Source organism: Bradyrhizobium sp. MI1.7, from assembly GCF_055811795.1.
In genome coordinates, this window is the sequence record NZ_JBVVPO010000001.1 from 373243 (window position 1) to 385468 (window position 12226).

Genomic DNA, 12226 nt, shown 5'->3' on the forward strand with positions numbered 1-12226 from the left:
CAGAAATTCAGGTGGCGATCACGTCGTTCTTGCGCGTGGCCCAGCCGGTGACACGCCCTTCGATCAGCGAGAACACCGCGTAGAGCGCGACGCCGAGGCCGGCGAGCACGAACAGGCCGGCGAACACCAGCGGCACGTTGAAATTGGAGGACGCGGTCATCATGACGTTGCCGATGCCGCGGTTGGAGGCGACCGTCTCCGACAGCACGGCGCCGACGAAGGCGTAGGAGATCGCGACCTTCAGCGAGGCGAAGAAGAACGGCATGGTCCTGGGCAGACCGACGTTCCAGAGGATGTCGAACTTGCTGGCGCCGAGCGCCTTCAATACGTCTTCGAGCTCGGGCTCGGTGGTCGCGAGGCCCGTGGCGATATTGACGACAATCGGGAAGAAGCAGATCGACAGCGCCGTCAGCACCGCCGGCACCGTGCCGGAGCCGAACCACAGCACGAAGATCGGCACCACCGCGACCTTGGGGATCGAGGAGAAGCCGATCAGCAGCGGATAGCAGGTGTCATAGGCCGTCTTGGAGACGCCGATGATGGCGCCGAGGGCGACACCCAGCGCAACGCCGAGGACGAAGCCGAACATGGTGGTCGCGAGCGTCTGCACGATGTGCGGCCACAGCACCGGAAAGCGCTGAAACAGCGTGACAAAAACCTGTGATGGCCGCGGCAGCACCAGGTCCGACATGCCGGTCATCAGGCAGAACAGCTCCCAGGCGACGAAGAACAGCACGATCAGTCCCGCCGACCATGCCTTCTGCCTGACATCGATCCCGAACATCAGCCTGTCCCCTGTTGGGCTGCGCTGCGCGCATCCTCGATGAAGGCGCGCAGCTTCTGGTTCAGCGCGACGAAATCCGGCTCGAAGGTCATGGCAACGGTGCGCGGCCGCGCGAACTCCACACGGCTGTCATCGAGGATGCGGCCGGGACGCGCGCTCATCACGCAGATGCGGCTGGCGAGGAAACCGGCTTCACGCAAATCGTGCGTCACCAGCAACACGGTCGGCTTGTGCGTCATCCAGAGGTTCTGGAGGATCGCCCACAGCTCCTCGCGGGTAAACTGGTCCAGCGCGCCGAACGGCTCATCCAGCAGCAACATGCGCGGCTCGTGGATCAGCGCGCGGCAGAGATTGGCGCGCTGGAGCATGCCGCCGGATAGCTGCCAGGGATAGCGACTGCCAAATCCCCTAAGGCCGACCTGCTCCAGCAGCGCATTGGCCTTGTCGCGAAACTCGGTCTTACGCAGCTTGCGGAAGTTCGAGCGGAACGGCTCGACGATCTTCAGCGGCAACATGATGTTCCGCTCGATCGTCATCCACGGCAGCATGGTCGGGTTCTGAAAGGCCATGCCGACCCGCAGCGCCCGCGCCGCGACCTCGCGGCCGCCGACGATGACGACGCCGCTGGTCGGCTGCACCAGGCCGCTGACGAGACGCAAAATGGTCGATTTGCCGCATCCGGACGGGCCGACCAGTGCGACAAACTCGCCGTCGGCGATCCGCAACGTCGTCTTCGACAGAGCGGGCACGGCGCGGTCGCCGCGCCCGAAGGTCACGGTGGCCTCGGACAGCTCAATGGCGGTCGGGCCGGAGCCTTCGGGAACGGGCTGGCCGTCAAATTGGGCGTTGGGTTGCATGCGCATCACAGGCAAAGTGCATGCAAGCTGGGTGCCAGTCGGTCGTCCTCGCAAAATCAATGATTTGGCCAAACTCCCCGCCGGATGGCCGGATTCGATTTAGGCAATTCGGCTGCCAAACTGCATGCAACTGGAGCGCTGGATTGGACAAAGCCTGTGCTAAAGAGAGGTTTCGACCCTCCCCGCAAGGATTCGCCGATGGCGGCGCGCACCACCAGCAAGACGTCTGAATCATCGGACAAGGTCGGCGTGATCTGCCGCGCACTCAGGCGCGCGATCATCGAGCAGGCGCTGGAGCCCGGTGCAAAGCTGCCCGAGGATGCGCTGGGCGAACGTTTCGGCGTCAGCCGCACCATTGCGCGCCATGCGCTGGGACAGCTTGCTGCCGAAGGCCTCGTCGAGCTCCGCCGCAACCGGATCGCGGTGGTGGCAACGCCGAGCTGGCAGGAGGCGCGCGATGCCTTCGACATCCGCATCCAACTCGAGGGCCTTGTCGTCCGCCAGCTCGCGGGCAAGCTAAGCAAGAGCCAGATCGCCGAGCTGAATGCCCATGTCGATGCCGAGGACCGCGCACGCGGCGGCACGGATGCAGTTTCGATCCGGCTCGCCACCGAATTCCACATCCTGCTCGCGCACATGACGAACAGCCCGATCCTGGTGCGCTATGTCAGCGAGGTCGCCTATCGCTGCTGCCTGACGCTGTCACTCTACAGCCGACCGCATTCCACCGAATGCGCGATCAACGAGCACCGCGCCATCATCGCATCGCTCGCCAAGGGCGACGAAGCCAAGGTGATGGAACTGATGCACCATCATCTGGATTCCGTGGCCAATCGTGCATTGGTGGCTCCCACCCCGCAGCGTGGCCGCGATCTGCTCGATATCCTCGCGCCCTATGCGGACGAGGTGACGAGCGACCGCGTCGTCAAGCTGCCGAAAGTGGCTCGTCGCTAAAGCGCAGCGAATTGCGCTTTAGCTTTTCGTTTGCGCATGATCTTATCGGAAAACCGCTGCACACTTTTCCGGATCATGCGCGTGTTAAGCCTCGATCCCGCGCTGGACCAAAATCCGCTCTGCGCTATCGTTCCAGACGTCCATCTTCACGATCTGTCCGCCCCGCACGACGAAGCGGTCGACATAGCGATTGCCCTCGAACGGCGTGCCGTCCATCCACTCGCCATAGAGCATGCCGACGCTGTAGACGATGGTCTCGTCCGTGCCCGGACAGACGTCGAACCGGTCCATCTTCTTCTTGACCCAGCGATAGCGGTTCGCATTGAAGCCGGTCGGGCCGCGCGGATGATCGAACTCGCGCCCGCCGGTAAACGTGATCACCGTACCCGGCTTCATATAGGCCGCGGCGGCATCGGGATCGGGTATCATCGAGGCCGTGAGATAGGCCTCCACGATCTCGGCGTCGGTCATCGGGCGTTCGGCTTTTGCGGGGACAGACATGGTGGGCTCTCCGAGGTGGCGGCATTCTACAATTCACGCCCCAAAGTGTATGCACATTTTTTGAACAATTTGGTGGCATAACTGCACACAATCTGGAGCTGCCCGCTTCCCCAGCTTCCGCTAGGCTACCACAGCTGAATCCGACGCCATGACCGCCCAACCCGCCCTTGACCTGATCTTCCGCAACACGCTGTTGCGATCATCCGCCGCACCCGTCGATATCGGCGTGAAGGGCGGCCGCATCGCCGCGATCGAGCCGCAGCTTGCCTGCGAGGCCGTCGAGGTCGATGTCGGCGGGCGCCTCGCCCTGCCCGGGTTCGTCGACACCCACATCCATCTCGACAAGGCCTGCCTGCTCGGCCGCTGCGGGCACAATCACGGCAGCGTCTCGGACGCGATCCGCGCCGTGGCCGGGATGAAAAAGGATTTCACGGTCGAGGACGTCTACGCGCGCGGCGCAAAAGTGCTCGAGCGCGCCATCGTGCACGGCACGACGCGCATGCGGACCCATGTCGAGATCGACCCCCGCATTGCCTTGCGCGGCTTCGAGGCGGTCAAGGCGCTGAAGCGCGACTATGCCTGGGCCATCGACCTGTCGCTCTGTGTCTTCCCGCAGGAAGGCCTGACCAACGACCCCGGCAGCGATGAGCTGCTGGTGCAGGCGCTGCGCGATGGCGGCGAAGCAATCGGCGGCTGTCCCTATATGGACACCGACCCGAACGCGCATCTCGAACGCATCTTCGATCTCGCGCAGGAATTCGACGTCGACGTCGACCTCCATCTCGATTTCGACCTCGACCCCTCCTGGTGGCACCTCGACGAGGTCTGCCGCCAGACCGAGCGGCGCAACTACGGAGGACGCGTGGCGATCGGCCATGCGACAAAACTCTCGGCACTGCCGCCGGAGCGGATGAAGGCGGCCACCGCGCAGCTGGCGACATCAGGCGTTGCCGTCACCGTGCTGCCCGCAACCGATCTTTATCTGATGGGCCGCGAAGCCACCCACAACGTGCCGCGCGGGCTGACGCTTGCGCACAAGCTCGCCGGCGACGGCGTGCTGTGTTCGGTCGCGACCAACAATGTGCTCAACCCGTTCACGCCGTTCGGCGACGCCTCGCTGCTGCGGATGGCAAATTTCTACGCCAACGTCGCGCACGCTTCGGTCAGCGACTTCGATACCTGCCTCGATCTCGTGACCGAACTGCCGGCGCGGCTGATGAACCTTGGCGATTACGGCATCAAGGTCGGCAACCCCGCCGATCTCGTCGTGCTCGAAACCCAGGACAGCCGCTTCGCCATCGCCGAGCTGCCGGATATCGTGATGGGCTTCAAGAGCGGCCGCCAGACGTTTGAGCGGCAGCGGCCCACCTTGTTCGGGCCGGGCTGACCGACTTTCCGCGCCTTGCGCCCGACCCGCGGCTTGCGCGATGATCATCGCAATCGACCAACGGAGCAACCGGATGGCCTTCGACACGATCTTCCTGAACGCGCGCTTCGACGGCGGAGCCCGGCATCACATCGCCGTCGCGGACGGCCGCATCGCCGCGATCACGCCCGTCGATGAACGTCCCGCCGCAAACGAGACCATCGACCTCGGCAACGTCCTCGTCGTTCCCGGCTTCGTCGAAGGCCACATCCATCTCGACACCAGCTTCTATGGCGACGCCTGGCGTCCGCACAAGCCATGCACCAACGGGTTCGACGTGCATGAGCGCGTCGCCTTCCAGGCCCAGAACATGGCCGTATCAGCGCCGATGGATGTGCGCGCACGCAACCAGCTCGATCTCTGCATCGGCCACGGCACCACGCAGATGCGCAGCCACGTCATGGTCGACGGCTCGGTCGGCCTGAAATCGCTCGAGACGATTTTGCGCGTGCGCGAGGAATACAAGGGCCTGATCGACATCCAGCTCGTCGCCTTCCCCCAGAGCGGCATCCTGATGAGCCCGGGCACGCCGCAATTGCTGGACGAGGCCATCGGGCTCGGCTCCGATCTCGTCGGCGGGCTCGATCCCGCGAGCTTCGATCGCGACATCGAGAAGCATCTCGACGTCGTGTTCGGTGTCGCCGGCAAGCACGGCGTCGACGTCGACATCCATCTGCATGACATGGGCACGCTGGGCGCATTCGAAATCGAGCAGATCGCGGCGCGGACGCGCGCGCTCGGCATGGCGGGACGCGTTGCCGTCAGCCATGCTTACGGGCTCGGCGACATCCCCATGGATCAGCTCAAGAAGATCGCCGACACCCTCGCCCGCTCGGGCGTCGCGATCATGACCAATGCGCCAGGCGCCCGGCCCTTCCCGCCGATCCTGGCCCTGCGCAATGCCGGCGTCACCGTCTTCAGCGGCAACGACAACATCCGCGATTCCTGGTGGCCCTATGGCGACGGCGACATGCTGCGCCGGGCCACGACGCTCGGCTATCGCTCGGGCTTCAATATCGACGAAGAACTGCGCGTCGCGTTCGATGTCGTCACCGTATCCGGCGCAAAGGCGCTGCGGCTCGAAGGCTATGGCCTGCGCGTCGGCGCCAAGGCCGATTTCGTGACACTGAATGCCGAGCATATTCCTGAAGCCGTTGTCGGCGTGCCGCAAGGGCGCACCGTGTACAAGGAAGGCAAGCTCGTCGCATGCGACGGTAAGATTGTCGGGAAGCGCGGCTAATGATCGGATCTTTTCCGTTCGATTATACCGCTAGCTTTCCTCACTCCCCAATCCGGTAGAATCCCTGACCGTAAATACGCGCATTGCACGACGGGCCAAGGAGATCATACTAAGACACGCACTGACATCTGCGTTCTCCGGGGAAGTATCGAATGTTCAGCGCATTCAGCAGCATCGATTACCATTCCATTCGGGCCAACACGCCCGCCGAGATGGCCATCAAGCGACTGACCGGCATCGGCGAAGTCCTGTCGGGCATCGACATATCGGCAATCCACACGCAGGACGACATGGCCCGCGCGCTGTTGACGCTCGATACCGCCGACAAATGCATTCGCACGATTCTCACCGAGTTCCGCACCGAGCGCACCACGGAAGTCGTCCGCGAAGCCACGAGCCTGATGAGCCTGATCGAGCTCGCGCGCGACGAACTCTCGGACTACGCGGCGGCAGCAGAGTCTTGAGCTGAATGCGCGCTGGATCTCAGCGCTTGATCTTCGCCAGAATGCGATCCGCCTCGGTGCGCCAATCGGCGCTGCGGGCAAATTCCTTCGTCCCCTTGATGCCGAACAGCCCCTCGTCAGCGAGATCGGCAACCCAGGCCTGGCGCTCGGCGGTGCCCTGCGCCGACCATGGCGTGAGCCCGACCTCGCGCACGGTCTCCGCGACTTCACGCACCTCCTCGGCACGGCGACGGCCGTGCTCGATCACGCGCTGGAAGCAATAGGCGCCCTGCTTCTCCCAGTCGATCGCCGGAAACGTCTCCGCGAGCGAAGCCAGCACGGCGTCCTCGACGCCGTAGGCCCGCGCAGTGGTGAAGCTTTCGATGACCATGGCCTCAAGGCCCTTGATCATGATGCTGCGGCACATTTTCACGGCCGAGGACACGCCGAGCTTGTCGCTCGCGACCTTGGCCGCAAAGCCGATCGTATTCAGCAGCGGCTCCAGCTCCCTCGCGCCGGGCCCACCGAGCAGCAGCGGCACCTTGATGCGATAAGGCGGCACCGAGGTCATCACCGCGCCCTCGACATAGCGTCCGGCAGCGCCGTCGATCAACGCAGCGGCGCGCTGCTTGGCGCCGGGAGACGCCGAATTGAAATCGAGGAACCAGGTGCCCTGGTTGATTGCGCCAGCGCAGGCTTTTGCTACGGGCACGGCCTGGCTCGCCGTGACCGCGGAGATGATGAAATCGGATTTCGCGGTCAGCTCGGCGTGAGACGCCGCCAGCGTCACGCCGAACTTCGCCGCATGCTCCTTCAGCGGAGCGCCGTGCTCGCCTCCGAGCTTGATGTCGTAAGCGGCTACCTTGATATCCTGCTGCCGCAAATCCTCGGCCAGGATCCTGCCGACCTCGCCGTAGCCGACGAGCCCGATCTGCCAGCGCCTGGGATCACCTGCCATCAATTCAATCCTCGTGTCGTCTCGTCGAACAGCTCCTCGACCGCATAGCGGCGCGGGATCAGCGCCTGCTGGAATGCGTAGTCGACGATCAGCTCCAACGGTTTTCTGTTCGCCTCGATCCCGAACGGAACGAGGTCGGGCGTCGCCGCAGGTCCCACCTGCGCCTTGTTCCGCTCAAGCAGGTCATAAACGCCTGTAACTACGTCGGGGCGCGCTTTCGCAAGCTGCTCTGTCACGACCACGAGATGATTGACCGGGACGACGCCACGACGGGTGTACCATTTGGCAGCCTCTGCGGCAGGATCGGAGAATAGCGGCTTCAACGTGGGATGATCAGAGGCCTCGCCGAGGACGGCGTCGAGCTCGCCGTCGATCAGCATCTGCAAGATCTTCTTGTCCTTCGGCGCACGCTCGGTGCTGTCGACATATTCGGCAACGTGCGGATCCTCGAAGGTGATCCAGCGGATCTTGTCGAGATTGACACCGTAGTCGTTGGCGAGAATGCCCCTGATCCATGCGCCCGTCGTCGTCGTGAACGAGCGGATGCCGACGCGCTTGCCTTCGAGATCGGATGGCCCGAGCACTCCCCTTGCAGGGTTGTAGAGCGCGTAGGAATGCTGGAAGCGGCCGAGCATGGTGGCAGGCAGCAGCACCAGCGGCTTGCCATGCGCCTTCGCCATCAGATAGGTAACGATCGCCATCTCGCAGACGTCGAACGCCTGCTCGCGCACCATCGGCTTGAACGCCGTGTTGGTCGGCGTGTACGCGATGAAATCGAGGTCGAACAGGTTGGAGCGGAGTTCGCCGCTCTTCACCGCCTGCACGTGAGGGTGACTGCCGAGCACAGCCTTCAACTTGAGACGATCCATCCGCCCGCTCCGCTTCTCTGGTCCCGCTCAGACGTCCTCGGGATTGTCGACGTAGACCAGCCCGGCCTTCGCCAGCGCCTCGCGCATGCTGTACATATCGAGGCCCAATTCGCCCGAGGCCAGCCGCCTGCGCTTGCCGCCCTCGTCCGCGTTGCGCTTCTTCGCCTTTTCGGCGACCTCAGAGGCATAGCGCTTGGGCACCACGACGACGCCGTCGTCATCGGCCACGATCATGTCGCCCGGATCGACGTTGACCCCGGCACAGACCACGGGAATGTTGACCGAGCCGAGCGTCGCCTTGACCGTGCCCTTGGCCGAGACGGCGCGCGACCACACCGGAAACTTCATCTCGTGCAGCGCTTTGACGTCGCGGCAGCCGGCGTCGATGATCAGCCCCTGCACGCCGCGCGCCTGCAGCGACGTCGCGAGCAGCTCGCCGAACATGCCGTCGGTGTTATCGGTGGTGCAGCCGACGACGAGGATGTCGCCCTTCTTGCACTGCTCAACGGCGACATGGATCATCCAGTTGTCGCCGGGCTGTGCCAGCACCGTGACGGCGGGGCCAGCGATCGACGCGCCGGCCCAAACGGGCCGCAAGTAAGGCTTCATCAGGCCGAGGCGACCGTAAGCCTCGTGAACGGTCGAGACGCCGTATTCCGCCATCCCGGCGGGATCGGCACGCTTGATGTTGCGAACGACGACGGGCTTCATGCCAGCTCCTCCGCAACCGTCGGGAACAACCGCTGATAGGCCTCGCCATAGGTCATGGGCACGCCGGTGTTGCGGCTGCCCTGGATGCCGCGGTTGAGCGCGACGCGCTCGTAGTAACCCCAGAGATGTTTTTGCGCGGCGAGGATCTGGAACGCCTCGTACTTCTTCTTCCAGACCTCGTCGATCTTGAGGAGCAGGTCCGGCTTGTAGTTACACTGCTCGGGCTGGTGCGGCTCGAACAGGAACACCGGCGGCGCCGAATATTTGTACTGCGCGCCGGGCTTGTGGCCCATCGCCTGCGCGACCACGCGGGTCTCCTGCGCGAAATGCGCCGCGTTCGGATGGTCGAAATTATAGGGATCTTCCAGCGCATGCGTCAGCACGAAGCTCGGATTGAGCTCGCGGTAGATATCGACCATGCGGTCGAAATGCGCCTCGGTGAGCTTCAGCGGATAATCGCCGCAGTCGAAGAACTCGATCTCGGCGCCGAGCAGCTTCGCCGCCCGCTCCGCCTCGTCCTTGCGACCTGCCTTGACCGACTCCAGCGTCGCGCCTTTTTCCTTCCAGGCGAACTGGCTCTCGCCGCGCTCGCCAAAGGACATGCAGACGATCTTCATGCGATAACCCTTCTTCGCATGCAGCGCGATGGCGCCGCCGGCGCGCCAGACGAAATCGCCGGGATGGGCGGTGATCACGAGACCTGTTTTCATGGGACGAACTCCCCTCTTTCCTTGATAAGCAACGTATCGATCGCGAGCACCGTCATGTGTCGAACTCGAACAGACGCGCGGGATTATCGACGAGGATCTTCTGCTGGAATTCCGTCTCCGGCGCGAACAGCGGGATCAGGTCAACGAGGTCGCCGTCATTCGGCATCACCTTGACGTTGGGATGCGGCCAGTCGGTGCCCCAGATGACGCGGTCGGGCGCGGTCTCGACGATCTTGCGCGCGAACGGCACCGCGTCCGTGAACGGCGGTCCGGCCGAGGACACCCGCTCCGAGCCGCAGATCTTGACCCAGCATTTCTCGTCGCGCTGCATCAGCTCGATCAGAATCCTGAACGGAAGCTGGTCGAGCCCCTCGGACGCCCTCACCCGTCCCATATGGTCGATGGTGTAGCTCAGTGGCAGCTTTGCCAGCATGTCGGCATATTCGGGCAGATCGATCGCATCGAAATGCAGATCGATGTGCCAGCCGAGCGGCGCGACCATCGCGATGACGCGGTTGAACACGCCCTTGTCGGGGACGCCGCCGAGATGGCGCACGAAATTGAAGCGGCAACCGCGGAAGCCGCCCTCGTGCAGCACCTGGAGGCCACGCTCGGTGATGGTGTCGTCGATATTGGCAACCGCGCGATAGGCGCCATTGCTCTGCGCGATCGCATCGAGCGCGACCGTGTTGTCGGTGCCGTGCACGCTGGCATTGACGATGACGGCCCGCTCGACGCCGAGCTTGGCATGCAGCGCACGAAAATCCTCGAGCGGCGCATCCGGCGGCGTGTAGGAACGGTCAGGTGCATACGGATATGTCGCGCCGGGGCCGAAGATGTGGCAATGCGCATCGCAGGACAGCTTTGGCAGCTCGAACTTCGGCGTGCGAGTATTCGGATCGGGCGGCGGAATGGTCGGCGTGTACATCATCGTCATCACTTGAACCGCCGAGCGAGATCGCTTCTTTCAAGCCTTGCTGCTGACGACCGGCCGCCGCCGTACCGGCGCGGCCTGATCGAGCGCCGGCGCCTGGAAGGCGGCGACGGTGGCCTGCACCAATTGCTCGATGGCGCTGGCGGCATCGCTGCCGTCGGCCTCGCCGCGCGACAGGCGCGAGACGCGATCCGGCGTCACCAGCGAGTAATAGAGTGCGCCGAGCAGGAAGTGGCTGCGCCAGACGATGTCGGTGCGCGGAATATGCGGCAGGCTCTCGTGGACTGCGTCGATGAAGGCATGGCTGGTGTCGTCAAAGGTCTGCGCGATGATTTTTCGCACGACCTCGTTGCCTTCGGCGGACATCACGGCGCGCAGCCGCGTGAAGCGCGCCCCGCCCCCGGCGAGATCGCTGCCCGAGGTGAAGGCCGGCACCACATAGGCGCGCACGATCGCCTCCAGCCGGTCCTGGAGGTCGCGCACGCGCTTGGCTGCGGCGAGCAGCTCGGAACGGCGCAAATTCATCGGCCCGCAATGGCGCTGGTAGATCTCCAGCAGCAGACCGTCCTTGGTCTTGAAATGATAGGTCACACTGCCGGGATTGGCGCCGGCGGCCTGCGCGATGTCGCGCACCGAGACGGCATTGAAGCCGTTGGTGGCGAACAGCTCCTCGGCCGCGGCGAGGATCGCCTCGCGCATGTTCGGCTTGCGGGCCGTTTCCTTGCTGGTGGGCTTGCGTACCATGTGATTTGTACTATCGTACAAAAGATCAGGTCTCGTCAACAAGAACCATGGGCGGCGTCCGGACGGCTCGGAACACCGAGGCAGGATGCGAAAGCCCGCAAGGAGTGCTGGAAAATGCTGGGTTTGAACAAGACAATCGGCGGTTTGATGCTGGGTGCCGGTCTGCTGCTGGGCGGCGCCGCGCAGGCCGCCGACAATTACCCGAGCAAGCCGGTCCATATCCTTGTGCCCTATGCGGCGGGCGGCGCCGTCGACGTGCTCGCGCGTACGCTCGGCCAGGCGCTGGCGAAGACCTGGGGCCAGCAGCCGGTGATCGACAACCGTCCGGGCGCCGGCGGCATCGTCGCCTCGCAGGCGCTGACGCAGGCCGCCCCCGACGGCTACACGCTGATCCTGGTCGCGAGCGGCCATCCGCTCAACCAGTTCATCTATCCGAGCGTGCCCTACGACACGTTCAGGGATTTCACCGCGATCACCGAAGTCGCCTCCTCGCCGCTCGCGATCGTCGTCGCCAAGGACAGCCCCTACAAGACGCTCGGCGATCTCCTCGCCGCCGCAAAGAAGGAGCCGGACAAGCTCTCCTATGGCATGTCCGGCAACGGCACCTCCGCGCATCTCGCCGGCGAGCTGCTCAAATACATGTCCGGCAGCAAGATCGTCGCGATCCCCTACAAAGGCGGCGCACCGGCGCTGACCGCCGTGATCGCTGGCGAGATCCCCCTCAGCATCAATCCGCTGGCGGAAGCGATCGGCCAGCTCGAAGGCGGCCCGGTGCGCGCGCTCGCGGTGACCTCGGCCGAACGCTCCAAGGCGCTGCCGAATGTTCCGACCGTCGCGGAATCAGGCGTCCCCGGCTACGACGTCTCGGTCTGGTGGGGCGTTCTTGGGCCTGCCAAGATGCCGCCGGAGATCGTGGCGAAGCTGGAGACCGATCTGAAGGCGGCGCTGCAGGACCCGAACGTGCTGTCGACGCTGGGCAAGATCGGCGCGGCGCCGGTCGGCTCCTCCGCCAAGGACTTTGACGCCTACATGCACGCCGAGGCGACCAAATGGGAGCCGGTGCTGAAGGCCGCCGACATCCGCGCGCAGTGAGGC

General features: G+C 64.4%; 14 protein-coding genes. 5 read left to right on the forward strand and 9 right to left on the reverse strand.

What is annotated here, in order from left to right; all coding sequences use genetic code 11:
* Nucleotides 1-7: 7 nt before the first annotated feature.
* Both AC0L3X_RS01805 and AC0L3X_RS01810 read right to left on the reverse strand, forming a co-directional pair.
* Complete coding sequence (locus AC0L3X_RS01805) at nt 8-784, reverse strand: ABC transporter permease (protein WP_063983930.1); 777 nt, start codon at nt 782-784, stop codon at nt 8-10.
* On the reverse strand, nt 784-1641 hold the full coding sequence (locus tag AC0L3X_RS01810) for an ABC transporter ATP-binding protein (RefSeq protein WP_063986446.1): 858 nt from the start codon (nt 1639-1641) through the stop codon (nt 784-786). Before AC0L3X_RS01810 ends, AC0L3X_RS01805 begins: the two co-directional genes overlap by 1 nt.
* Before the next feature lie 198 nt (nt 1642-1839).
* Between AC0L3X_RS01810 and AC0L3X_RS01815 the strand changes: the two genes are divergently transcribed.
* Complete coding sequence (locus AC0L3X_RS01815; protein ID WP_231144594.1) at nt 1840-2595, forward strand: GntR family transcriptional regulator; 756 nt, start codon at nt 1840-1842, stop codon at nt 2593-2595.
* Between the two features lie 84 nt (nt 2596-2679).
* On the opposite strand, the gene AC0L3X_RS01820 is transcribed toward AC0L3X_RS01815, so the two are convergent.
* The gene (locus AC0L3X_RS01820; RefSeq protein ID WP_063983932.1) at nt 2680-3096 is read right to left on the reverse strand and encodes a nuclear transport factor 2-like protein; all 417 of its coding nucleotides are present in this window, start codon (nt 3094-3096) and stop codon (nt 2680-2682) included.
* Nucleotides 3097-3244: 148 nt separating this feature from the next.
* Between AC0L3X_RS01820 and AC0L3X_RS01825 the strand changes: the two genes are divergently transcribed.
* The 3 genes from AC0L3X_RS01825 to AC0L3X_RS01835 all read left to right on the forward strand — a co-directional run bounded on the left by AC0L3X_RS01825 (nt 3245) and on the right by AC0L3X_RS01835 (nt 6226).
* Complete coding sequence (locus AC0L3X_RS01825) at nt 3245-4483, forward strand: amidohydrolase family protein (protein WP_063983933.1); 1239 nt, start codon at nt 3245-3247, stop codon at nt 4481-4483.
* Between the two features lie 73 nt (nt 4484-4556).
* Complete coding sequence (locus AC0L3X_RS01830) at nt 4557-5762, forward strand: amidohydrolase family protein (protein WP_063986447.1); 1206 nt, start codon at nt 4557-4559, stop codon at nt 5760-5762.
* A 152-nt stretch (nt 5763-5914) separates the two neighbouring features.
* The gene (locus AC0L3X_RS01835) at nt 5915-6226 is read left to right on the forward strand and encodes a hypothetical protein (RefSeq protein WP_063983934.1); all 312 of its coding nucleotides are present in this window, start codon (nt 5915-5917) and stop codon (nt 6224-6226) included.
* 19 nt (nt 6227-6245) lie between these two features.
* Here the strand turns inward: AC0L3X_RS01835 and AC0L3X_RS01840 are convergent, their stop codons facing one another.
* The 6 genes from AC0L3X_RS01840 to AC0L3X_RS01865 are packed head-to-tail and all read right to left on the reverse strand — an operon-like array spanning nt 6246 to nt 11131.
* Complete coding sequence (locus AC0L3X_RS01840; RefSeq protein WP_063983935.1) at nt 6246-7163, reverse strand: NAD(P)-dependent oxidoreductase; 918 nt, start codon at nt 7161-7163, stop codon at nt 6246-6248.
* Complete coding sequence (locus AC0L3X_RS01845; protein ID WP_063983936.1) at nt 7163-8032, reverse strand: substrate-binding domain-containing protein; 870 nt, start codon at nt 8030-8032, stop codon at nt 7163-7165. Before AC0L3X_RS01845 ends, AC0L3X_RS01840 begins: the two co-directional genes overlap by 1 nt.
* A gap of 27 nt (nt 8033-8059) precedes the next feature.
* A complete protein-coding gene (locus AC0L3X_RS01850) occupies nt 8060-8743 on the reverse strand; it encodes a 4-carboxy-4-hydroxy-2-oxoadipate aldolase/oxaloacetate decarboxylase (RefSeq protein WP_063983937.1) in 684 nt (227 codons plus the stop codon).
* Complete coding sequence (locus AC0L3X_RS01855) at nt 8740-9453, reverse strand: PIG-L deacetylase family protein (protein WP_063983938.1); 714 nt, start codon at nt 9451-9453, stop codon at nt 8740-8742. The genes AC0L3X_RS01850 and AC0L3X_RS01855 overlap by 4 nt, the downstream gene beginning before the upstream one ends.
* A gap of 52 nt (nt 9454-9505) precedes the next feature.
* Entirely contained in the window at nt 9506-10390 is an 885-nt protein-coding gene (locus AC0L3X_RS01860; RefSeq protein ID WP_063983939.1) for an amidohydrolase family protein, read from the reverse strand.
* A 30-nt stretch (nt 10391-10420) separates the two neighbouring features.
* Nucleotides 10421-11131 (reverse strand): TetR/AcrR family transcriptional regulator, encoded by a 711-nt coding sequence (locus AC0L3X_RS01865; protein ID WP_063983940.1) that lies wholly within the window; start codon nt 11129-11131, stop codon nt 10421-10423.
* 114 nt (nt 11132-11245) lie between these two features.
* Between AC0L3X_RS01865 and AC0L3X_RS01870 the strand changes: the two genes are divergently transcribed.
* Entirely contained in the window at nt 11246-12223 is a 978-nt protein-coding gene (locus tag AC0L3X_RS01870; RefSeq protein ID WP_063983941.1) for a tripartite tricarboxylate transporter substrate binding protein, read from the forward strand.
* The last annotated feature ends 3 nt before the right edge of the window (nt 12224-12226 follow it).